The organism is Bradyrhizobium sp. AUGA SZCCT0158, from assembly GCF_018130065.1.
GTDB lineage: Bacteria > Pseudomonadota > Alphaproteobacteria > Rhizobiales > Xanthobacteraceae > Bradyrhizobium.
Window position 1 is genome coordinate 76,604 of sequence record NZ_JAFCME010000002.1, and the last position, 21,642, is coordinate 98,245.

Here is a 21,642-nt window from a genome sequence, read left to right on the forward strand (position 1 = left end):
TACCTTTAATTTGGGCGTAGCCTAGCCGCAAAAACCGGTTCCCATCCCCGGATCAAGTCCAAGGACATGCTTTTGCGGGATACACGTCAGTCGCTGATGCGCTGGATCGAGGCGCCGCAGGCCGACAGTTTTTCCTCCAGCCGCTCAAAACCGCGGTCGAGATGATAGATCCGGTTGACCATGGTCTCGCCTTCGGCGGCAAGGCCGGCGATCACCAGCGACACCGACGCGCGCAGATCGGTGGCCATGACCGGCGCGCCGCGCAAGCTCGCGGTGCCGTCGATGGTGGCGGTTTCGCCGTCGAGCGAAATCTTCGCGCCGAACCGCGCCAGCTCCTGCACATGCATGAAGCGGTTCTCGAAAATGGTTTCGGTGATCTGCGAGGAGCCGCCGGCGCAGGCCATCAGCGCCATCAGTTGCGCCTGCAGATCGGTCGGGAAGCCCGGGAACGGCGCGGTCGACACGTTGACCGGCTTGATCCCCGCTCCGTTGCGGGAAACTTTTATGCCATCCTTGTTGACGGTGATGACGGCGCCCGCCTCGGTCAACACGTCGAGCGCCGATTGCAGCAGCTCCGGCCGCGCGCCAGCCAGTTGCACCTCGCCGCCGGTCATCGCCACCGCCATCGCATAGGTGCCGGCCTCGATGCGGTCGGGCAGCACGGTATGCCGTGCGCCGTGCAGCTTTTCCACGCCCTCGACCACGATGCGCGGCGTACCGGCGCCGGTGATGCGCGCGCCCATCTTGTTCAGGCAGTCGGCGACGTCTGATATCTCGGGCTCGCAGGCCGCGTTGTCGATGATGGTCGTGCCTTTGGCCAGCGTCGCCGCCATCAGCGCGACATGGGTGCCGCTGACCGTCACCTTGGGGAAATCGATCGACGCGCCGCGCAGGCCGCCCGGCGCTTTCGCCACCACATAGCCGGCGTCGATGGTGATATCGGCGCCGAGTTTCTCCAGCGCCATGATCAGCAGGTCAACCGGCCGCGTGCCGATCGCGCAGCCGCCCGGCAGCGAGACCTTCGCCTCGTGCATCCGCGCCAGCAGCGGCGCGATCACCCAGAAACTGGCGCGCATCCGCGACACCAGCTCGTAAGGCGCGGTCGTGTCGATGATATCAGCCGCCGAAATATGCAGCGTCTGTCCCTGATATTCGCGGTCGCCGGGCCGCTTGCCCGCGGACATGATATCGACGCCGTGATTACCGAGGATACGCTGCAGCTGCGCGACATCGGCAAGCCGCGGCACGTTGTCGAGAACAAGGGTTTCCTCGGTGAGCAGCCCCGCGATCATCAGCGGCAGCGCGGCATTCTTCGCGCCCGAAATCGCGATGGTGCCGTTGAGCGGGCTTCCGCCGACAATCCGAATGCGGTCCATGCCACCCCCCTTTTGTTATGCAGAACGTATGGGGGCCGCGAAACCCCGATGGCAAAAGCCTTGAAGTTTGCGGCTATTTGATGGGATTGGGCCTTGTCCATTCGCCATCATGCTGGGCTAACACGATCCGTCGTCCCTGCGAACGCATGCGAACGCAGGGACCCTAAACCCCGGTCATCTATTGTTGAAGCGAAGCCGTCGATCAGCGTGCAAAAAACATTGGCGCCGCGGCGTATGGGTCCCGGCCTTCGCCGGGACAACAGTTACACCGCGTTGATATCCTCGCTCTCCAGCACCCGCTTCGGATAGCCATCGCGCGCGACCTTGATCATGGCGCGGCCGAGTTTTTCGCTGGTGGTCATGAATTTAGGCGAGGTGCGGGCCAGATAGGACCACAGCGGTGCCCCGACGACATACATCGCTTGTATCCATGCTGTCTTCGAGCGCACGCCGTGCAACGGCTGGATGCCGGCGGGCCGGAACATGTAAGCGGCCTTGAACGGTAGCTTGAGCAGATCGTTTTCGGTCTTGCCCTTGACCCGCGCCCAACGCAGCGGGCCCTGTTCGGTCGAGTCCGTGCTGCGGCCGGTCACGTAAGTGAACACCATGCCGGGGTTGAGCCGAACCAGCGTCTTCGCCGCGGCCATCGTGACGTCATAGGTCAGATGCCGGTAGCGCTCGGCGTCCATGCCGACGGAGGAAACGCCGAGGCAGAAGAAACAGGCGTCATATCCGGCAAGATCGGATTCGATTGCGGCGTAGTCCGTGAAGTCCTTATGCAAGACTTCGCGAAGCTTGCCGTGCTGCTGCCCGGTCGGCGTGCGCCCGACCACCAGCACGCGCTCGACGCCGGCGTCGAGCAGGCATTCGCGGAGCACGCCCTGCCCGACCAATCCGGTGGCGCCGAACAAAATCACTTTCATCGGGTTTCTCCCCGCGCCGCGGCGCTATGCGTTCAGGCCGCGGCCGCGATTTGATCGAACGATACACCGGTCAGCGCGGCCGAGACATCCCAGAGCCGGGCCGCCGCGGCTTTGTCTTTCGCGTGCGGCATGATCTTCGCCGCCGCCGGGGGCCCCCTCATTTCATAGAACCCGTTCGGGCCGTAATAGCCAGCCGCCCTCGCCGCCGCCGAGGTCGCGGCAAACAAGGTCGGCAACGCGCGTTCGGCGGCCGAGTGACTCATAAGGGGCTGAAGAGATTTGCTGAGCCGCCACAGCAAGCCCTTGGCGCCCGGCCCATTGTCTATCAAGTCGGTACGGGCATAGCCGGGATGCGCGGCATTGCTCATCAGCCCCCAACCGGCGGCATCGCTTCTGCGCTGAAGTTCCAGCGCAAACACCAGCATCGCCAGCTTCGACTGGCAGTATGCTTTCCAGGGCGTATAGGACTGCGCGCTCTGCAGATCGTCAAAATTGATCGCGCCCGAGCGATGCGCGAGGCTGGAAAGATGGACCACGCGGGGCTGACTGGCGCGGCGAAGCAGCGGAAGCAAACGCGCGGTAAGCGCATAATGGCCGAGATAGTTGGTGCCGAGCTGCGCCTCAAAACCATCGACGGTGGCTTGCCGCGCCGGCAGCGCCATCACGCCGGCGTTGTTGATGAGCAGATCAAGCGAATTGTGAGCGCCGGCAAAGCGAGCGGCAAAATCGGCGACGGAACTGAGACTGGCCAGATCGAGCGTTTCATAGCTGGTGCTGGCCTTGGGAAATTGCGCGGCGATACGCTCGAGCGCCGCGCGTCCCTTGGCGTCGCTGCGGCCGGTGAGCACCACCGTGGCGCCTGCGCCGGCGAGCGCCAGTGCCGTTTCGTAACCGAGGCCGCCGGTGGCGCCGGTGATGACGGCAGTCCTGCCGTGCTGGGGCGGAATGTCTGCAGTGGTCCAGCCGCTCATGCTTATATCTCTCCTGTCTCGGGGGTTGATTCGTCGGCGACGCTCCAAATGTGCACCAAGTGCAAATTTGCAAGAGGTGAAAAATTTGAGGATTTCCGGTGAAGGCCCGCAAGCAGACTAAGTCGAGGATATCAAAGACAAAATCCGCCACCCCTGCCCCCGGTCTGCGGGCCCGGAAGCGCCAGCAAACGCGCGAGCGGCTGACCCGCGCCGCGATGACGCTGTTCCTGGAACGCGGGTTCGACGCAACCACGCTCGACGACATCGCAGCCGCGGCCGACGTCTCGCGTCGCAGCTTCTTCCACTATTTCGCTTCGAAGGAAGACGTCGTTTTCGCGTGGCAGGAAGAGATCGTGACGGCGTTGATTGCCGCGGTGGCCGCGCGGCCTGCCGGCGAAAACATGCTCACGGCCGCGGAGAACGCGATTGCGGCGATGGTCAGGCAGCTCGACCCCAGCGAAGCAATCGCGATGGCGCGGCTCAAGCGCGACAACCCGGCTTTGCAAGCACGCAATCAGGTCAAATACGAAATGCTTGAGCGCACCCTGGCCGATGCGCTCGGCAAGCGCGCCGGCCATAAGACGGAACGGCTTCAGGCTCGGCTGGTCGCCATGATCACGACGGGCGCGATGCGGATCGGCGATGAACTCTGGACCGCCGAGGGTGCGCGCGAAAAGCCGGAAGCGATGGTGAAGCGAATGTTTGCGGCGATGCGGGCGATCTTCGATTGACCGCCCGTATCGGGAGCAAACCTCCCCTCATCCCTTGATGAAGGCGAGCAGGTCCGCGTTGATCGTCGCCGCTTCGGTGGTCGGCATGCCGTGCGGAAAGCCCTTGTAGGTCTTCAGTATGCCGTTCTTCAGGAGTTTTGCCGAGAGCGGTGCGGAGTCGGCGTAGGGCACGATCTGGTCGTCGTCGCCATGCATCACAAGCACGGGCACATTGATCTTCTTCAGGTCCTCGGTGAAATCGGTCTGCGAGAACGCGACGATGCCATCGTAATGCGCCTTGGCGCCGCCCATCATGCCCTGGCGCCACCAATTCTCGATCACGGCCTCGGAGGGTTTGGCGCCGGGCCGGTTGTAGCCGTAGAACGGGCCGGCCGCGACGTCGCGATAGAATTGCGAGCGGCCGGCGGCGAGCGAAGCCTGGAATCCGTCGAAGACATCCTTCGGCAGGCCGCCCGGATTGGCCGGCGTCTTCACCATCAGCGGCGGCACCGCGCTGAGGATCGCGGCCTTCGCCACCCGGCTCTCGCCGTGGCGGGCGATGTAGTGCACCACCTCGCCGCCGCCGGTGGAATGACCGACGTGCACCGCGTTCTTCAGATCGAGATGCGCCGTCACCGCCGCGAGATCGTCGGCATAGTGGTCCATGTCGTGGCCGTCGCCGACCTGGGCAGAGCGGCCATGGCCGCGGCGGTCATGGGCGATGACGCGAAAGCCGTTGTGGAGGAAGAACAGCATCTGCGCGTCCCAGTCGTCTGCCGACAGCGGCCAGCCGTGGCTGAACACGATCGGCTGGCCGGAGCCCCAGTCCTTGTAGAAGATGTCGACGCCGTCTTTGGTTGTGATCATGGGCATGGGGAAACTCCTTTTTGTCTGCACCCGTCATTCCGGGACACGCGCAAGCGTGGACCCGGAATCCAGAAGTTATTCGGCAAGAGATTCTCCGATGTGCGATTGCACATCGTAGTTCGACGCTACGCATCGCCCCGGAATGACGAAATCAAACAGCCATCGCCGGCCGGTAGCGCCGGATGACACCGATGATCACGATCACGAAGAACACCAGCACGATGCCCTGCGCGACCGCAAAGGGCGGCTCGGCCGGCGGCACGCTCGGCGCCAGCGCATGCAGCGCCGGCACCTTCAGGAACGACTGGACCACCAGCACGAACACATTGAGATAGAGCGCCACCAGCGCGGTCAGCGCGTAGATCCAGCGCCAGGCCCCACGCAGGTTCATGATGTAGAGCGCGAAGCAGGCGATCGCCAGCAGCACCAGCGAGAGCAGGCCGAACAAATGCGACGGCAACATCTTCTCGAACAGCAGCGGCGGAATCACAAAGCCGGTGGCGCTGGTCAGGATCGTGGTCAGCAGGAAGATCGCGGTCAGCCCCGGCTGCCGCTTCGAGCCGAGCATTCCGAACATCACGATGAGGCCTATCACGATTGCGATCAAACTGATGGCGACATGGACGAGAACAAATGTCGCGATGCTCATACCCAGTATCATGAAGTGCCCCCTTCGTTGGAAACCCGCCGAACGTTACGACGGAGCGCAAGAAATTGCCACATGCGTTCGTTGCAGCTTCGGCAGGGCTGGCATGTGCGGTAACGCGCGGGGCCAGCGTCGACGATGCTTTCCGAACCACATTTTTCTCCCTTCGGTTGGATGTCGGCACCATGAACGATCGGAGCCGCGGCTGCGCCAGAGTGATTGCCGAACCTGTCGAGCGATTGCTGCGAACGCCGGCTGGCCGGCGCTTCGCCTGACTGCCCAACCCGGAGCGGCCGTTTGAGACGCAGACGTTGGCAGCAATCACTCGACAGGTTCGGCAATCGGTCTGGCGCAGATGCAGCTTCGAACCGTTAGTTAATCACGGTGCCCATATCCAACCGATGGAGAATAGAGATGGCATGGAACAGCACCGTCATATCTCGTGCGTGCGCACCGGCCTCTGCGCGCTGGTCCGCAATCTCAGGCTTAGCTCGCAAGGCGGCTCAGACAGCCTCCGACTTCGCCAGCATCGTTCAAAACCTGGCGCTGGACGTACGCGATAGCTACCGGCCCGAGTTGCACTACATGCGTGGCCCCGGCCCGAAATGGCGCGCGAAGCATCAACATTGGTCGGCAAAAGCCACGCAGTAATGGGGTACTGAACCTAGAGCGCCGGCTTCGAACCATCGGCGAGAAAGCCGTGCAATGCCGCCACCACCTGCGCGCCCTCGCCGATCGCGCCGCCGACACGTTTGACCGAGCCGGAGCGCACGTCGCCGACCGCGAACACGCCGGGCACGGTGGTTTCCAAAAACGGCACCGGACGCTTGGCATTTTGGCCGCCTTGGACGATTCCTTGGACGCCGGTGAGAACAAAACCGGCGCGGTCGACCTTGACGCCGCAGCCTTCGAGCCAGCCGGTCGCGGGGTCGGCGCCGACGAACAGAAAGAGATTGCGGATGTCGAGGCTCTGCACCTCGTCCGGCGCCAGACGACTGCGCCAGCGCACGCGCCGCAGCGAGGCGTCCTCGCCCTCGAGGCCGACCACCTCGGCGTTGAAGATCAGTTCGATGTTGTCAGTCGCTTCGATGCGCTCGATGAGATAGTGCGACATGCTGGCGCCGAGGCCGCCGCCGCGGATGATCATGTAGACTTTCCGCGCATGGCCGGACAGAAACACCGCGGCCTGGCCGGCGGAGTTGCCGCCGCCGACCAGCACGACGTCCTGATCGACGCAGAGCTTGGCCTCGATCGGCGAGGCCCAGTACCAGACGCCGCGGCCCTCATAGGCGTCGAGGTTTTCGATATCGGGCCGGCGGTAGCGCGCGCCGCTCGCGACCACGACCGATTTGGCTTTCAGCGACTGCCCGCATTCGGTCGCCAGCGCGAACAGGCCATCGGGCTTCGTGCAATCCAGCGAGCGGATGGAGACCGGGATCAGCATCTCGGCGCCGAATTTCTGCGCCTGGTTGTAGGCCCGTCCGGCCAGCGCCTGGCCGGAAATGCCGGTCGGGAATCCCAGATAGTTCTCAATCCGCGCACTGGCGCCGGCCTGTCCGCCAAAGGCGCGCGAATCGAACACCGCGACCGACAGCCCTTCCGACGCCGCATAGACGGCGGTGGCAAGCCCGGCCGGACCGCTGCCGACCACGGCCACATCGTAGAGCTTGTCATGTGCATGGTTGGTGATCATGCCCATCGCGAGCGCCAGCGAGGTTTCTGACGGATTGCGCAGCACGGTGCCGTCAGGACAGACCACCAGCGGCAGGTCGCTGCGCGCGGCCGAATAACGCTCGACGAGATCGGCGGCATCCTTGTCGGTCTCGGGGTCGAGCAGATGATGCGGCTGGCCGTTGCGCGTCAAAAAATTCTGCAAGCGGGCCATGTCGCCGAGCGAGGCCGGCCCGATCAGCACCGGGCCGCCGACGCCCCCCTGGATCAGGCTGACCCGGCGCAGCACCAGCGCGCGCATGATGCGCTCGCCGAGATCGGCCTCGGCCATCAGCAGCGCCCGCAACCGGTCCGGCGGAATCAGCAGCGTCTCGACATCGCCCTCGGCATGGCCGTCGACCAGCGCGACGCGGCCGGAGAGCTGGCCGATCTCGGCCACGAATTGTCCAACGCACTGATCGATGACGGGCGTGATATGGCCGAGGCCGTCGCGCAGCGTGATCGCGACATGGCCCGACAGCACCACGAACATGCCGGGTCCGGGCTTGCCGGTCTCGAACAGCGTTTCGCCGTGCTTGTAGCTGCGCAATTCGCCGAACCGGCGCATGCGCTCGATTTCGTGCGACGTCAGCGTCGGGAAGGTCTGTTCGTGGCGCGGAAAGGCGAAGGAAGCCTGGCCGGCCGCCGGACCGGCTGTCGTGGTGTCTGCACTCATCTCGCCACCCAAAAAGAGCTCAGCTTTCTTGCGGAGAGCTGGCCACCCGGCGAGCGGCGGGAAATTTTCCTGTCCGCTACTGGCCCGGCTTTACTCCGCCTGCGTCATCTAGGGAGGCATCGGTGCTTTCGGAAGGTGCGCCAGCTTCATCGCTGCGCCCGCGCGCCTGCGACTTCCGCCGCTTGAGATTTTCGCGCAGCGCCAGCTTCAAGCGCTGCTGTCGCGAATCCTTCACGACCGGCTTTGCCGTTCCCGCTTGTTTATCCTGATCGTCCTGCATCCTGGGCCTGTTACCTACGCCGTCGCGGCTCTTTTCTCCTTCGATCATATTGGATTTCGCCCGGCCACCGCGCAATCGCCTCCCCGGACCGGCCATGATGATTCGTCCGCGCGGGCGCCGGAGGCCGTCCACCGACGAAATGGAACCGGATTGGCCCGGAGTCGGCCCGATTGCCCGCCAAGCGGCGTCCTGCAAAGAATTTTGCCCGTTTTGGGCGCTTTCGAGCCCCGCCGCGTGCTTGCACCGGAGGGGTCGTTGTGGCAAGAACCGCCCGCCTGCAGGGGCCTTTTGGGCCGATTCCTTGAATACCGGGCATGCTGCCGTAGCTCAGTGGTAGAGCACTCCATTGGTAATGGAGAGGTCGACAGTTCAATCCTGTCTGGCAGCACCATTCGTCTCAGTCGAAAAACTTGAAAAATCAGCGGATTTCAGCGCGTTAAGTTTTCGGCCAGCTCAGTTGTTTGGCCGGGATTTCCCCCTCATGCCTCCCGTCCTAAAGCCGATCTGCGAGCAACAATTTATCCAGCGTAATCGGTAGTTCACGGATGCGCTTGCCGGTGGCGTTGTACACCGCGTTTGCGACGGCGGCGCCAACACCTGTAATACCGATCTCGCCTATTCCGCGCGCGCCCAATGGGCTGTGCGGGTCCGGGATATCGTTCCAGATGACGTCGATGACCGGTACGTCCATGTGAACCGGAACATGATATTCGGCGAGCGACGGGTTCATGATCCTGCCCGAGCGCTCATCAAACAGGGTCTCTTCCGTCAGAGCGAGACCCAGACCCATGATGATGCCGCCCTTGAACTGGCTTGCCGCCAGCTTGGCATTGAGGATGCGGCCGGCATCGAATGATCCAAGGAAGCGGGACACCCGCGTCTCGCCGGTGACGTCACTCACACGGACCTCACAGAATTGCGCACCGTACGAATGCATCGAATACTTCTGCACCTCGAGCGGCATCGGCGCCTCCACCTCGCAGACCACCTCGTCGCGTTTGGCGCGTTGCAGTATCGAGACGTAGCTCTCCCACCGATCCGGCTCGTCGCATTTGCACAAACCACCGTCGCGCGCCTCGACCTCTTCCGGCTTGAGGCCGGCCAGCGGGGAATCGTTGCCGGCGAGCTTGAGCAATTCTTTCGTGAGCGCGTCCGTCGCCGCGATGACGGCCGCCCCGATCGAGGCGGTCTGCGACGAGCCGCCGGCGAGCGTGCCGGACGGCAGGGACGTGTCGCCATATTCGAACGTTACATCCTCGAACTTGAGGCCGAGCCGCTCGGCCGCGTGCTGCGCCTGCACGGTAGCCGTGCCCATGCCCATTTCATGGCTGGCCATCTGGACAAGCGCGCGGCCATCGGCGGTGAGCCGAATGCGCGCCGCGCCGCCCGGCATCCGGTAATATGGATAGGTGGCGGTCGCGCAGCCCATTCCGATCAGCCATTCGCCTTCTCGCCGCGAACGCGGCGTGGCGATCCGTTGGTCCCAGCCGAACTTTTCGGCGCCGCGCCGGTATGCCTCCACGAGATTGCGCGAAGAAAAGGCTGCGCCCGACGTCGGATCCTTCTCAGGTTCGATGCGCCGGCGCAGTTCAATGGGGTCGAGCTTCATCGCTTCGGCAAGTTCGTCGAGCGCGCATTCGAGCGCATAGGTTCCGACGGATTCGCCTGGCGCCCGCATGAAAGTGTTGGCGAGCATGTCCATGTCGGCGACTTGTTGCGCCACCTTGATAGTATCGGCGGCGTAGAGGTGGCGCGCCGGAAAGGTAAATTGCTCCGGGCAGGCATTGTGCGTGGTCATCGCCGCAACGCCGGTGTGAATGAGCGCGGCAAGCGTCCCATCCGCCTTGGCGCCGAGTGCGACGCGCTGCTCGGTCGTGGTCCGGCCGCCGACGATCCGGAACACGCCTTCGCGCGACAACATGATGCGCACCGGCCGCCCGCGGAGCCTGGACGCGGCAGCGGCGAGGATTTGATGATCCCAGAGCCCTTTGCCGCCAAACCCGCCCCCGACATAGGGCGAGATAACCCGGACTTGCGCCTCCCTGAGCCCGAACACCTGGGCCAACGTCCAGGCGGTCGCGTTCACCATCTGCGTTGCATCGTGGACGACGAGCTTGTCGCCCTCCCAAGCCACTGTCGCAGCGTGCAGTTCGATGGCGTTGTGATTATAGCGCGGCGTGCGGTAGCTCAGATCGACCTTGAACGCAGCTTGCTTGAGCGCCGCCTCGGCGTCACCGATCTCGATCGATGGCTCCTCGCCCAGGATGCTGTCAGGAGTCCGCGCCTGCGTCTTTGCCTCATCGAAGGAGATCACCGCCGGCGCCGTGTCGTAGGTAACGCGCACCAGCGATTTGGCATGATCCGCCTGTTCCTGGGTCTTGGCGAGCACCAGCGCGACCGGCTGGCCGTTCCAGTGGATCTCCGCATCCTGCATGATGGGCAAATCGCTCGGACCGGCCGCCTTCGGCGTGGACATGATCACCGGCGGCGGCTTCATGCGCGGCGCATTGAGGTGCGTCATCACGAGGGTGACGCCCGGCGAGGCCTCCGCTTCGGTGGTGTCGAGCGTGGCTATCCGCCCGCGCGCGATGCTGCTGTAGAGCAGTGCGGCATACTCCATGCCCTCGAGCGGCACCTCGGCGGCGAAGCGCGCCTTCCCTTCGACCTTCAGCCGTCCGTCGATCCGTGTCACCGGACTGCCGATCAGACCGTGCTTGTACATCAGCGGGTCGGGCGTGCCGCCGGGAAGCCAGCTCTCCGGCGTCAAACGGATCGCGGTCTGCATTGCCTTCTCGATGATGCTCATGCGAATTCTCCTGCCAGCTCGCTCAGCACCGCCTCGATTACCCGCCGGGCAAGTTCAATCTTGAACATGTTGTCCCGCAGACCGGAAGCCTCGGCCAATTCTGCTTCGGCGGCGGCGCGGAAATTCCCGGGCGTGGCCTGCTGCCCTCGCAAAGCACTTTCGGCTTTCCAGGCTCGCCAAGGCTTGTGCGCGACGCCGCCCATTGCCAGCCGCACGTCGCGAACCTTGCCATCGGCGTCGAGGTCGAGGGCCGCGGCGACGGAAACGAGCGCAAACGCATAGCTCGCCCGGTCGCGTACCTTGCGGTAGGTTGAGCGAGCGGCGAGCCGTAGCGCAGGCAGCTCAATTGCGGTGATCAGCTCGTGGGTTTCGAGTTCGGTCTCGACGTCGGGGCGACCACCGGGGAGCCGATGAAAGTCGACCAGCTTCATCGTTCGCCTGCCGTTGGGGCCTTCGAGATGAACGATCGCGTCGAGCGCCGCCAGCGCGACACACATGTCGGAAGGATGCGTCGCGACGCAAGCCGGCGATGCGCCGAGGATCGCGTGATACCGATTGAAGCCGTCGATCGCATCACATCCGGCACCCGGGGCGCGCTTGTTGCAGCGACTGGCATCGTCGTAGAAATAGGTGCATCGGGTGCGCTGCAGGATGTTGCCGCCGACCGTGGCCATGTTGCGGATCTGTCCGCTCGCGCCCGCCAGGAGCGCGCGCGACAGCATCGGAAAGCGCGTCCGCACCGCTCGGTCTGCCGCGACGGCGGTATTCTTCGCAGCGGCACCGATCAGCAGGCTGCCGTCGTCGCGCGCTTCGATAGCGGACGAAAGCCCGGTGACGTCGACCAACGCATCCGGTTGCTCGACGGTCTCACGCATCAAGTCGACGAGGTTGGTGCCGCCGCCGAGATACTTGGGATGGGCGGCGGCGCTGGATAGCCGGATCGCCGCGGGCGTATCTTCGGCGCGCGCATAGCTGAATTCAATCATGCTGATTCCTTCTCGAAGGTCTCGGCGATCGCCTCGACGATGCCGTTGTATGCGCCGCATCGGCAAAGGTTGCCGCTCATTCGCTCGCGGAGTTCATCATGGTCGAGTTCGATCGTCTCGGCCGACAGGTCAGTGGTGACCGCGCTCGGCACGCCGCGCCCTATCTCGTCGGCCATCCCGACTGCGGAGCAGAGCTGGCCGGGCGTGCAATAGCCGCATTGAAAGCCATCGTGCTCCATGAAGGCATGCTGCAGCGGATGCAGACGGCCGGCCTCCGCGAGGCCTTCAACCGTGGTGATCGCACGACCCTGATACTGTACCGCCAGCGCGAGGCAGGAGTTGATCCGCTCACCGTCGACCAGCACCGTGCAAGCCCCGCAGGCGCCCTGGTTGCAACCTTTCTTGGTGCCGGTGAGTCCCACGTGTTCGCGAAAAAGATCGAGCAGCGAAAGACGAACATCCAGTTCGAAGTCGAATGACTTGCCGTTTATCAGAAAATGCATGGGCGGCTCCACGGCAATGACGCATCACGCCCCACGCCGCATCGGGCAGGAACGAAACGATGAACGTTTCTTGAGGGCACGGGTTCCATTTTGTGCCGCTCAACAATGGACGCTGCGCTTGTCGATGGCGGTACAAGCCGCGATGTCCATGCAGGCGCCTGGCGCGCAAACCTTCCAGGCTTTCCAGTCTTGGCTCCGAACTGGTACTTCGAAAGCGTATCCCGGCCGATGTTCAAGCGATCTTGGCCAAGCTGCCAAGGATCAGCGGCCACCGCACTGGCACAAAGACCACGTTACGTACGGTTGATAACGATCATACACCGTGGAGCGTGTCGGCCGACGCAAAATGCGGGTGCGACCCCACGACTTCATGCGGGACGATCCGATCGGTTGCACCGCGTATGATGTCGTAGCATTCACAGGTTGCTTCCTCGAGCCGCGCCCTGTCAATTTCGACCAAGCCTCGCCGAACGGATCTGATGGCACCCAAGGCGCGGAGTTTGGCAATCACCTGCGTCACGGTCGTTCGTCGCACCCCGAGCAACTGCGAAAGCGTCTCCTGCGTTAATGGCAGGGTGTTGTTGTCCTCGGTTCGATCGTGCAGGTGAAGCAGCCACCGGGCCATGCGGGCCTCGACCGGGTGCAGTCCGTTGCAGGCCGAGACGTGCTGGAACTGCATGAGTATCGATCTCGTGTGCGCCTCGACCACATGTCTGATGGCGCCGCTCTTCATGTAGGCTGCATGAAACCGCGACACGGAGATTTGCGATGCGGTGCCGCCCACCCGCACGACCGCGGTCACGGACGACATGAAAGAGGGTCCGAGCACCGATAATGCGCCGATCGCTCCCTCGCGCCCGATTACCGCAGTTGCGATCGTTTCTCCGGCCGGAAGGCCGAGCATGAAGGAGATGGCACCGCTATGGGGAAAGTAAACATGGTCGCGTCGATCTCCCGCTCGTATCACCACGGCGTCCTGTTCAAGCGACACCTTCTGGAGATGAGGGGCGAGCAACGCGAGGTCTGCCAGCGGCAACGCGGCGAGAAGACGATTACCGGTGCTCGCCGGACGTCCCATCACGAGAGACATCCTCGCTCAGAAGAACACGCAGCTCTCCTGGAATGCCTTTGGCAGGGATGTCTTCTGCGTTGCGCCGACACTAACTCCACTCTCATCGTGCCGGCTTTGAGCGGCCTTCATGGGATACGATACTTGCTGAGTACCTTAAAGCGCCATGCCAGTAAAGGTAAGGCGGACCCTTGACGCGGCGTCGCAGGTGATCGGGCGGGATCGCTTCGACGCCGGCGCCCCGCTGTCAAAGTTCCGCCAGGGGGCCTGCCACCGGTTCGTCGTTGCTGGCGGCCCGCCGATACGGGGCTTCATCGCAAACCGGGGCACAACTGCTTCCGGCGCTGATACACAGCCGTCCTCTGCGACGCGAATGACTCAATGGCGAAGGGCAACCGGTCAACTTCCGACAGTTCAATCCTGTCGGCGGTTCTGATCGCCTGTCGGCTAGCGCCGAGAGACATCCTCATCACGAACAGAGACATCTTCGTCACGAATGGTGAAGCCGTTTTGTCCCCAGATGGGGATTGCGAGATATCCGACACCTCGACACGCTCAGCGTCGGGTGCCTCCAGAATTCAACTTATGGAGACAACCAGAACCGAACATCCCTCGTTCTAACGCCGCAACGCATTCTGACTGATCGGCGCGGAATCATTTGGAGGAGTACATCATGGCAGTTATCCCTGGCACACCTGGCGACGACGTCCTGCTGGGCACGGCGCTTGCCGATACCATCAACGGATTCGCTGGCAACGATGACCTGAGCGGTCTGGCTGGCGACGATACGATCAGCGGCGGAGCCGGTAACGATGCGGTCGACGGCGGCGACGGCAATGACACTCTGGAGGGCAATCAGGGCAACGACTCCATCCTCGCCGGCGCCGGCAACGATATTGTCAGCGGCGGTGCAGGTAATGACACCGTCGACGCCGGTGACGGCGACGACGAGGTGGACGGTGATGCCGGTGACGACACGACAATGGCGGCGCAGGCAACGACGAACTCGACGGCGGTGCCGGCATCGACACGATCGACGGCGGCGAGGGAGATGACGATATCGACGGCGGCCAGGGTGCCGATGTGCTTTCGGGCGGCGCCGGCGATGATGACCTGGTAGGCGCAGCCGGTGACGACACCATGAATGGTGGTGAGGGAGCTGACACGCTCTTGGGCGGTGTCGGCAACGACACCATGAACGGTGACGCTGGTGATGATACCCTGACCGGCGGTCTCGGCGACGACACGATGGATGGCGGCGACGGCAACGACACCCTCAACGGCGGTCTCGGTGACGACACCATGCAAGGCGGCGCAGGTGACGATACGCTGAATGGTGGCGCGGGAAACGACACCATGAGCGGCGGCGAGGGCATCGACACCCTGAACGGTGGCGCCGGCAACGATACCATCAGTGGCGATGCCGGCGACGACACGCTGAACGGTGGTGATGGTGACGACGACATGGACGGCGGCGATGGCGTGGATACGATGGCAGGCGGCGCCGGTGACGATACGATGGAAGGCGGAGCTGGCAACGACGTCATGAACGGCAACGACGGCGCTGACGAAATGTCCGGAGGTGCCGGCGACGATGCGTTGACCGGCGCAGCCGGCGACGACACGCTCGACGGCGGCAATGGCGCAGATGCGCTGAGCGGCGGCGATGGTAGCGACGAACTGTCCGGCGGCGCTGGCAGTGACACCCTCGACGGCGGCGCGGGCGACGATGCCCTCGACGGCGGCAATGGTGCCGATGTTCTCGACGGCGGAACCGGCGATGACGTCCTTACCGGCGGCGCGGGCACGGATACGATGAACTTCGGTGACGGGACCGGTGCCGATTTCGGCAACGACGAAGTGACCGATCTGGACTTCCTCAGCGGCGACGAGGACGTCATCAGCGTCAACGCGGTGGACGGCTTCGATCCCGCCTCGGTGATCGTCGATGACGACGGAACCAATACCACGCTCGACTTCGGCTTCGGAACCATCACGCTCGATGGGGTATCCGGAGGAGGTACTCCCTTTGCGTCGATTGACGATATCAACGACGCTGCCGGTTATACGGCCATCGAAGTTGTCTGATTCTGACCCTGTAGGGCGGCACCGTGCCGCCCTACGCTTCTTCCGCAGTGATCAGGCCGTGTGGTAATGCGTCGGACGTCCCAACAAGCCCGAGAGAGCGTAGTTTTCGAAACTGTTCCAGGACGATCCACACTGGTGTGGGTCGTCGTATTCAGCGTGTCCGTCAACGTGCTGCTGCTGGTTTTGCCGTTCTATGCCATCGAGGTCTTCGATCGCGTCATCAGCAGCGGCAGTATAGAGACCCTTATCGGTTTGACCGTACTCGGGGTGGCAGCGCTGATCTTCAGCGCCTTCTTCGACATACTCCGGTTCCGCCTGCTGAGCCGGTTTGCGGTAAGGTTTGAGCAGCACATAGCCCCGCTGGTCCTGGAAGCGGCCATCGCCGATCCGGGCCGGCGCCGGGAAGGCACCACCCACGAGATTGTCAAGGTTCGCGAGCTGCGGAACTTCATTTCGAGCGGCGCCCTCATCACCCTGGTCGACGCGCCGTTTCTGCCGTTCTTCGTGCTGATCCTCTTCTTCATTCATCCGTACTACGGCGCGATTGTGCTGGTTGGCGCTGTCTTGCTGTCGGTAATGGGTTACGCGAGCAGCAGGATCGCCCGTGCCGAAGTGACCCAAGCCAGCGGCGCGGCCGCGCGCTGTCAGGCGCTGATGGATGGAGTCGTTCGCCACGCCAATTTCATCAGGGCCATGGGTTGGACCGGAGGCGCCATCCGCGCGGTCATGCGCGTCAACGATGAGGCACTGGCACCCGTCGTGCGCGCGAGCGAACGGGTCGCCGCGATCGCATCCGCGGCACGGATGGTGAGGTCCATCCTGCAGATTCTCGCGATCGGTACGGGCGCCTGGCTTGTCTTGCAGAACCAGGTCCTGCTGGGCACCCTGATCGCGAGTTCGATCATGGTCAGCCGCACGCTGCAGCCGATGGAGACCCTGATATCGGCCTGGCGCGGGATGACGGCAGCACAGCAGGCCTGGAAGAGCGTCAGCGAAGCGGCCGACTGGGTGTTCCGGCAGCCACGCCGGACACAGCTGCCACCGCCAAACGGATTGTTGGAAATAAGCCGGCTGGTTTATGCCGCCCCCCAAACGCGACGGCCAATTCTGGCAGGAATTGGCTTCCGCTGCCGTCCGGGCGAAATCGTCGTGGTGGTCGGTCCGACCGGTGCCGGCAAGTCCACGCTGCTGCGGATGGCCGCAGCGCTCGAACGTCCAAGCGCTGGAGAGATCAGGCTTGACCGTGCCCTGCTGGAAAATTGGCATCCCGACCAGCTTGGCCGATATATCGGCTATCTGCCCCAGGACGTGGAACTGCTCGCCGGCACCGTGGCCGAAGCCATTTCTGGATTTGAAGAGAATGTCCGCGACGAGGATATCGTTGCGGCTGCGACCCTTGCCGGCGCGCATGAAATGATCCTGGCAATGCCAGGGGGATATCAAACGCAAGTCGGGCGTGACGGTCATCGCCTGTCCGGTGGTCAGCGGCAGCGCATCGGTCTGGCGCGCGCATTTTTCGGCAATCGCCGGCTGATTTTGCTCGACGAGCCCAATGCCAATCTCGATCCCGAAGGCGAGGCCGCGCTATGCGCGGCGATACTCAGTGCACGGGCGCGCGGTGCCAGTTTCCTCATCGTGACGCATCGCCCGCGGCTGCTGACGGTCGCGGATCACGTCCTGCTGCTGCGCGACGGTGTCCAGGTTGCATTCGGCGCCGTTTCCGACGTCCTGCCGACCCACGTTGCCGAGGTCACTCCGATACGCCGCCCGACGCGTCAGCCGGAGCGCCCGAGACTGTCCGGTTAGGGAGTATACGATGTGACATTCCATATGCATGACATCCCCCTCGCCCGGTCCATCGTCAATGAGCCAGCGGAGCGACCAAGGTCCGATCCGCGGCGGTTGATCAAATGGGGATGTATCCTTCTGGCGATTGAGTTCGGAGGCTTCGGACTCTGGGCGACACTGGTTCCACTGCGTAGCGCCGTGATCGCGCCAGGCATCGTCAAGGTTCAGTCCAAGCGCAAGGCGGTGCAGCATTTCGACGGCGGCATACTGAAAGCCATTCTGGTCCGCGAGAACCAGCAGGTAGACGCCGGTCAGATCGTCGCAAAGCTCGATACCTCGCAGATTCAGGGCAGCCTTGGCGTATTAGAGACAAAATTGTTTGCTGATCTCGCGCTGGATGCACGACTCCGTGCAGAACAAAATCAGGATTCCGCGGTTTCCTATCCGGACGAATTGCGGAACTCATCGCGTCCGGAAGCCAAGGCTGCCATACATAGCCAGGAAGCCGAGTTTGCGGCGCGATCAACGGCACTTTCAGGCGAGCGTCAACTTGTCGACCAACAGATACTGCAATTTACGGACTCGGTCCGAGGACTTGAAAGCAATACTGGAAGTTTGACCCAACAGCTGTCACTGCTTCAGGAAGAAATACGCGACACCAGCTATCTCCTGCAGAAAGGACTTGCACGTAAGCCAAGGCTGCTTGCCCTTAAGCGGGCCGAGGCTGATATGCAGGCCCAGATCGCGCGCAATGCCTCCCAACTGGCCGAGACCCAGGGGAAAATCTCCGAACTGAAAGATCGGCGAAAACAACTAGGCCTCAATCAGAATCAGGATATTGCAAAGCAACTTCATGCCAACAGTGAAGAGATCGGCGATTTAAGACACCGGATCGGTGTGTTGCGTGAGCAGCTTGCCAGGACCGACTTGCGGGCTCCCGAATCCGGCAGAGTGGTGCGCCTCAACAGCAGGGAGTTGAATGCCGTGCTGGCTCCGAGAGAAACGCTGATGGAAATCGTGCCCATGGAGGATCGCCTCGTGATCGAGGCCTCGCTGCGGCCGCAGGATCGTGAGGAAGTCGTCGCGGGGCAGCCCGCGCGCGTCCGCATACTGGCCCTCAATATTCGCCGCCGACCGATACTGGAAGGTCAAGTGACAGCGGTCGCAGCAGATGCGCTGACCGACGCGAAAAGCGGCGTCACCTCCTACATGGCAGAAATTGACCTGCAGCGGACGCCCGAGGCGAACCCCCACCTTTCCACACTGAAGCCAGGTCTTCCCGTCGAAGTGTTCGTCGAAACGGGCATACGGACTTTTGCCGAATACCTCATGCAGCCGATGTTCCTGCGGGTTCATCGTGCCTTTAGGGAGAGTTGAAGCGATTGGTTTGAAGCAAGCCGGTCCGGCGGGGCCGCGACTATCTCAAGGGAGGCGACCATGCTGGATGTCGGCAAAACCCCGCCGGTGGACCGACGCAACCATTTGAATGGATCCCCGATCGCGATCCACCTCGAGAACGCGATCGAGCGCCCGGACCTCGCGACGCCGACGGCAGATTTGCCGTTGTATCGTTGGTTCGCGGATGGCTTAACGAGACTGATTGCATGCGAGCGTTGTTATGTGGCGATCCTGTCGCCACGCGGCGAGCGAATCGACGAGGTGAGGACGGGCTGCCCCGTCGCCGACCGGTTCCGGAGGCGGCGGTTTTGGCAATTGCCTCGCGGCTTGGCGCGCAAGACGGCTGCATCTTCCAATCGATCGCTTCAGCGCATGGCTTTGCCAGAAGGCTGATTGGAAGGGAAAGTACGCTGTGCCCACACTGCGTAATAGGCCGGGTCCAGTCCCCGTCGGGCTCCGCGGCACTTTTCGTCGGGGGGTGGCGACGGACGTCGCTTTCAGGAGAGGAGTTCGCCAGCGTGACACGCGCGATCGACTTGATGTGGGATGCCGCCGCCGACCTCGCGCAATTGAGGATGCAGCGACAATGGTCATGGCTGGAAGATATCGCTTCGCCCGCTTTCGTCGTCGATGAAAATCTCGTCGTCCGGAGTATGAATGCTGGGTTCCGGCATCTACTCGGCACTAGCGGAGCATTGGTCGTCGAACGCGGTGTGATATCAGGGTCGAACCCGTCAATCACCGCGCTTCTCAAGGATGCAGTGTGCCGTACCATCAGGTCGGATTCGACGCAGCGGGCGCGCGGATCGGCGGTGGTCCTCTCCAACGACAAGCAGAAATTCCTGTTCGCGGTGACAGGGCCGGTGCCCGGCGATCGCGACCCTGGGCTTGTCTTGATTGTCGTTCCGCAGTTCGATGCAGTGGCCGGCGCGAGAAGGATAGCTGCAGCGTTTACCCTTAACTGGGTCGAAGAACGGATTGTCTCCCGTATACTTCGCGGACGTTGTCCCCGTGTGATCGGGGCAGAATTGGGTCTTACCGAAGAAACGGTAAGGACCTACATCAAGCGCGTTATGATGAAGATCGGGATTAATCGCCAGTCGGAGTTCTTCGTGCTGCATAACCTGACATCATCGCCTTTCAAAGCGCGGCAACCGGACCGACGCGTCCCGGCCATGCCGAACGTCACTCGAATTCATGTCAGACGTCGGCGGAACGGCGCGAGCTGAGCTGAGCGATGTACCGGTTTCGAAATGCATCCGTCTCGTCGTTTACAATTCTGCTTGGCCTGCTGGCGGACGGCCGTGCTGGAGAACTGAAGCTGCCCGTGGCCTGCGATGTTGGCCGCACATGTTTCATCCAAAACTACGTGGACGTCGATCCAGGTTCTGCAGCCACGGATTACATGTGCGGAACTTTGACTTACGACGGTCACAACGGCATCGATTTTCGGTTGCCGTCCCGCGTGGCACAACAAGCACACGTCCATGTTCTGGCGGCGGCCGATGGCGAGGTCATCCGAACGCGCGACGGCATCGACGATGTCGCCATCAAACCCGAAGGACGCGGCAAGGTGAGCGGCCATGAGTGCGGCAATGGCGTTGTGATCAAGCACCCACAGGACCTGGAAACGCAGTATTGCCACATGGCGAAGGGCAGCATTGCGGTCAAGTCGCGCGATAAAGTCACGGCCGGCCAGGTGATGTCGGCATGTCCGGCTTGACCGAGTATCCGCACTTGCACTTCGTCGTGCGTCGAGGTGGCAAGGTCATCGATCCCTTTGCGGACGGCCGAACGCCCGGCGCCTGCAATGGCAACGCCGAAAGCCAATGGCACGAATCGGTACGGGCGCAACTGGCCTATTCGCCCCGCACGATTCTGAACTTCGGCTTCACCACCGGTTCGGTCACGACCGAGTCGGTCGAGACCGGCGTGGCGTTGCAGCACCAACCGACGATGGACTCTGAAGCGATCGTGGCGTTCGTCCGGACGATCGGCCTGAAGGCCGGTGATGTCCAGACATTGACGTTGCGCGATCCGGCTGGAAAGGTGCTAGCGGAAAATCGGCCGGTCGCCCTCGACAGAAACAAGGCACAGTTCGTCCTGTTCTCGGGAAAAAAACGCGCCAAGCGCGACTGGGACAGGGGATTTTACACCGCGACGTATGTCGTCAAGCAGGAAGACCAATCACTACTCGAAAAACAATTTCAGCTCGAATTGCGCTAGCAGAGGTCCGGGACGACGAGATGGATTGGATGTCGTCCCAATTCAGCAATTCCTCCATACGCCCACCCGCTTGCCCAATTCCGGGGTATGATACATCCTCTCCTGAGACCTTGATCCGGTTTTGCGAAGACGAGGAAGTTTACTATGCGGTTTTCTAAAGGTGCAGCTATTGCGCTTGTCGTTGGGTCCACAAGCGTGGCGCCGGCATCTTCGGCGCACGCCGCACCCGACTGTTCGGCATCGACGACACTGGCGAACTGGGGCGAGAACTCGACCGGCGACATTGACATTGCGGCCGGGGAAAGCTGCGTGTTTCCGATCAAGATACGCGGCACGGTGACCAGCTCTGAAATTTCGCAAAAGCCGGCACGCGGCAAGTTGAAGAAGCTCGACGCATCCACTTACGAATACAGGGCGAAGGCGAAATACAAGGGGAGCGACACGTTTGTGATCAAGGCAACGGGCAAGGGGCCGACGGCGTCCGGCACGTCGGTCATTACGGTGAACGCGACGATCAAATAGCCGCATCCTTTTCGATTCCGCGATCTGCTATGTCTTGCGCCTTCGACATCCGCGCATGCGCGAACCCCGGGATTCGCATGCGCGAACCCTGGGGATC

21 protein-coding genes and 1 tRNA gene are annotated in these 21,642 nt (G+C 62.8%); 11 read left to right on the plus strand and 11 right to left on the minus strand.

What is annotated here, in order from left to right; all coding sequences use genetic code 11:
* Positions 1 to 86: 86 nt before the first annotated feature.
* From murA to JQ574_RS03155, 3 genes are all read right to left on the minus strand, one after another.
* The gene (murA, locus tag JQ574_RS03145) at positions 87 to 1,376 is read right to left on the minus strand and encodes a UDP-N-acetylglucosamine 1-carboxyvinyltransferase (protein ID WP_212209886.1); all 1,290 of its coding nucleotides are present in this window, start codon (positions 1,374 to 1,376) and stop codon (positions 87 to 89) included.
* A 263-nt stretch (positions 1,377 to 1,639) separates the two neighbouring features.
* Positions 1,640 to 2,299, minus strand: a complete 660-nt coding sequence (locus JQ574_RS03150; RefSeq protein WP_212209887.1) for an NAD-dependent epimerase/dehydratase family protein — start codon at positions 2,297 to 2,299, stop codon at positions 1,640 to 1,642.
* A 32-nt stretch (positions 2,300 to 2,331) separates the two neighbouring features.
* Positions 2,332 to 3,270: an SDR family oxidoreductase gene (locus tag JQ574_RS03155; RefSeq protein WP_212209888.1), complete on the minus strand. Its 939-nt coding sequence runs from the start codon at positions 3,268 to 3,270 to the stop codon at positions 2,332 to 2,334.
* Positions 3,271 to 3,368: 98 nt separating this feature from the next.
* Between JQ574_RS03155 and JQ574_RS03160 the strand changes: the two genes are divergently transcribed.
* Positions 3,369 to 4,001: a TetR/AcrR family transcriptional regulator gene (locus JQ574_RS03160; RefSeq protein ID WP_409363416.1), complete on the plus strand. Its 633-nt coding sequence runs from the start codon at positions 3,369 to 3,371 to the stop codon at positions 3,999 to 4,001.
* Positions 4,002 to 4,028: 27 nt separating this feature from the next.
* Here the strand turns inward: JQ574_RS03160 and JQ574_RS03165 are convergent, their stop codons facing one another.
* From JQ574_RS03165 to JQ574_RS03180, 4 genes are all read right to left on the minus strand, one after another.
* Entirely contained in the window at positions 4,029 to 4,853 is an 825-nt protein-coding gene (locus tag JQ574_RS03165; RefSeq protein WP_212209889.1) for an alpha/beta fold hydrolase, read from the minus strand.
* A 145-nt stretch (positions 4,854 to 4,998) separates the two neighbouring features.
* Complete coding sequence (locus JQ574_RS03170; protein WP_212209890.1) at positions 4,999 to 5,508, minus strand: hypothetical protein; 510 nt, start codon at positions 5,506 to 5,508, stop codon at positions 4,999 to 5,001.
* Positions 5,509 to 6,157: 649 nt separating this feature from the next.
* On the minus strand, positions 6,158 to 7,879 hold the full coding sequence (locus JQ574_RS03175) for an FAD-dependent oxidoreductase (RefSeq protein WP_212209891.1): 1,722 nt from the start codon (positions 7,877 to 7,879) through the stop codon (positions 6,158 to 6,160).
* A gap of 76 nt (positions 7,880 to 7,955) precedes the next feature.
* Complete coding sequence (locus tag JQ574_RS03180; RefSeq protein WP_312014601.1) at positions 7,956 to 8,207, minus strand: hypothetical protein; 252 nt, start codon at positions 8,205 to 8,207, stop codon at positions 7,956 to 7,958.
* Between the two features lie 268 nt (positions 8,208 to 8,475).
* On the opposite strand from JQ574_RS03180, the gene JQ574_RS03185 reads away from it, so the two are divergent.
* Positions 8,476 to 8,550: transfer RNA gene (locus tag JQ574_RS03185), tRNA-Thr, on the plus strand.
* A gap of 102 nt (positions 8,551 to 8,652) precedes the next feature.
* Here JQ574_RS03185 and JQ574_RS03190 read toward each other — a convergent pair.
* The 4 genes from JQ574_RS03190 to JQ574_RS03205 form a co-directional block, all read right to left on the minus strand.
* Positions 8,653 to 10,965 carry a xanthine dehydrogenase family protein molybdopterin-binding subunit gene (locus JQ574_RS03190; protein WP_212209892.1) on the minus strand — a complete coding sequence of 771 codons (2,313 nt, stop codon included), beginning with the start codon at positions 10,963 to 10,965 and terminating at the stop codon, positions 8,653 to 8,655.
* Entirely contained in the window at positions 10,962 to 11,951 is a 990-nt protein-coding gene (locus JQ574_RS03195) for a xanthine dehydrogenase family protein subunit M (protein WP_212209893.1), read from the minus strand. The genes JQ574_RS03190 and JQ574_RS03195 overlap by 4 nt, the downstream gene beginning before the upstream one ends.
* Entirely contained in the window at positions 11,948 to 12,454 is a 507-nt protein-coding gene (locus JQ574_RS03200) for a 2Fe-2S iron-sulfur cluster-binding protein (protein WP_212209906.1), read from the minus strand. Before JQ574_RS03200 ends, JQ574_RS03195 begins: the two co-directional genes overlap by 4 nt.
* Positions 12,455 to 12,767: 313 nt before the next feature.
* Positions 12,768 to 13,532 carry a Crp/Fnr family transcriptional regulator gene (locus JQ574_RS03205; protein ID WP_212209907.1) on the minus strand — a complete coding sequence of 255 codons (765 nt, stop codon included), beginning with the start codon at positions 13,530 to 13,532 and terminating at the stop codon, positions 12,768 to 12,770.
* Between the two features lie 664 nt (positions 13,533 to 14,196).
* Between JQ574_RS03205 and JQ574_RS03210 the strand changes: the two genes are divergently transcribed.
* From JQ574_RS03210 to JQ574_RS03245, 9 genes are all read left to right on the plus strand, one after another.
* Positions 14,197 to 14,643, plus strand: a complete 447-nt coding sequence (locus JQ574_RS03210; RefSeq protein WP_212383277.1) for a calcium-binding protein — start codon at positions 14,197 to 14,199, stop codon at positions 14,641 to 14,643.
* Complete coding sequence (locus JQ574_RS35640) at positions 14,556 to 15,611, plus strand: calcium-binding protein (protein ID WP_312018259.1); 1,056 nt, start codon at positions 14,556 to 14,558, stop codon at positions 15,609 to 15,611. The genes JQ574_RS03210 and JQ574_RS35640 overlap by 88 nt, the downstream gene beginning before the upstream one ends.
* 135 nt (positions 15,612 to 15,746) lie before the next feature.
* Positions 15,747 to 17,417 carry a type I secretion system permease/ATPase gene (locus JQ574_RS03220; RefSeq protein ID WP_212209894.1) on the plus strand — a complete coding sequence of 557 codons (1,671 nt, stop codon included), beginning with the start codon at positions 15,747 to 15,749 and terminating at the stop codon, positions 17,415 to 17,417.
* 12 nt (positions 17,418 to 17,429) lie between these two features.
* Entirely contained in the window at positions 17,430 to 18,776 is a 1,347-nt protein-coding gene (locus JQ574_RS03225) for an HlyD family type I secretion periplasmic adaptor subunit (RefSeq protein ID WP_312018258.1), read from the plus strand.
* Between the two features lie 60 nt (positions 18,777 to 18,836).
* Positions 18,837 to 19,190: a hypothetical protein gene (locus JQ574_RS03230; RefSeq protein ID WP_212214590.1), complete on the plus strand. Its 354-nt coding sequence runs from the start codon at positions 18,837 to 18,839 to the stop codon at positions 19,188 to 19,190.
* 125 nt (positions 19,191 to 19,315) lie between these two features.
* A complete protein-coding gene (locus JQ574_RS03235) occupies positions 19,316 to 20,026 on the plus strand; it encodes a helix-turn-helix transcriptional regulator (RefSeq protein ID WP_212214593.1) in 711 nt (236 codons plus the stop codon).
* 8 nt (positions 20,027 to 20,034) lie between these two features.
* The gene (locus JQ574_RS34845) at positions 20,035 to 20,520 is read left to right on the plus strand and encodes a M23 family metallopeptidase (protein WP_249119070.1); all 486 of its coding nucleotides are present in this window, start codon (positions 20,035 to 20,037) and stop codon (positions 20,518 to 20,520) included.
* Entirely contained in the window at positions 20,508 to 21,023 is a 516-nt protein-coding gene (locus tag JQ574_RS34850; protein ID WP_249119071.1) for a M23 family metallopeptidase, read from the plus strand. The genes JQ574_RS34845 and JQ574_RS34850 overlap by 13 nt, the downstream gene beginning before the upstream one ends.
* A 195-nt stretch (positions 21,024 to 21,218) precedes the next feature.
* Positions 21,219 to 21,545 carry a hypothetical protein gene (locus JQ574_RS03245; RefSeq protein ID WP_312014603.1) on the plus strand — a complete coding sequence of 109 codons (327 nt, stop codon included), beginning with the start codon at positions 21,219 to 21,221 and terminating at the stop codon, positions 21,543 to 21,545.
* Positions 21,546 to 21,642 lie beyond the last annotated feature (97 nt).

Excerpts from the sequence above, each read along its gene's own strand:
- JQ574_RS03230 (WP_212214590.1), top strand. The coding sequence starts at position 18,837 with ATGCTGGATGTCGGCAAAACCCCGCCGGTGGACCGACGCAACCATTTG.
- JQ574_RS03155 (WP_212209888.1), bottom strand. The coding sequence starts at position 3,270 with ATGAGCGGCTGGACCACTGCAGACATTCCGCCCCAGCACGGCAGGACT.
- JQ574_RS03190 (WP_212209892.1), bottom strand. The coding sequence starts at position 10,965 with ATGAGCATCATCGAGAAGGCAATGCAGACCGCGATCCGTTTGACGCCG.
- murA (WP_212209886.1), bottom strand. The coding sequence starts at position 1,376 with ATGGACCGCATTCGGATTGTCGGCGGAAGCCCGCTCAACGGCACCATC.
- JQ574_RS03200 (WP_212209906.1), bottom strand. The coding sequence starts at position 12,454 with ATGCATTTTCTGATAAACGGCAAGTCATTCGACTTCGAACTGGATGTT.
- JQ574_RS03210 (WP_212383277.1), top strand. The coding sequence starts at position 14,197 with ATGGCAGTTATCCCTGGCACACCTGGCGACGACGTCCTGCTGGGCACG.
- JQ574_RS34850 (WP_249119071.1), top strand. The coding sequence starts at position 20,508 with ATGTCCGGCTTGACCGAGTATCCGCACTTGCACTTCGTCGTGCGTCGA.
- JQ574_RS03150 (WP_212209887.1), bottom strand. The coding sequence starts at position 2,299 with ATGAAAGTGATTTTGTTCGGCGCCACCGGATTGGTCGGGCAGGGCGTG.
- JQ574_RS03180 (WP_312014601.1), bottom strand. The coding sequence starts at position 8,207 with ATGATCGAAGGAGAAAAGAGCCGCGACGGCGTAGGTAACAGGCCCAGG.
- JQ574_RS03165 (WP_212209889.1), bottom strand. The coding sequence starts at position 4,853 with ATGCCCATGATCACAACCAAAGACGGCGTCGACATCTTCTACAAGGAC.
- JQ574_RS03205 (WP_212209907.1), bottom strand. The coding sequence starts at position 13,532 with ATGGGACGTCCGGCGAGCACCGGTAATCGTCTTCTCGCCGCGTTGCCG.
- JQ574_RS03195 (WP_212209893.1), bottom strand. The coding sequence starts at position 11,951 with ATGATTGAATTCAGCTATGCGCGCGCCGAAGATACGCCCGCGGCGATC.
- JQ574_RS03170 (WP_212209890.1), bottom strand. The coding sequence starts at position 5,508 with ATGATACTGGGTATGAGCATCGCGACATTTGTTCTCGTCCATGTCGCC.
- JQ574_RS03175 (WP_212209891.1), bottom strand. The coding sequence starts at position 7,879 with ATGAGTGCAGACACCACGACAGCCGGTCCGGCGGCCGGCCAGGCTTCC.
- JQ574_RS34845 (WP_249119070.1), top strand. The coding sequence starts at position 20,035 with ATGTACCGGTTTCGAAATGCATCCGTCTCGTCGTTTACAATTCTGCTT.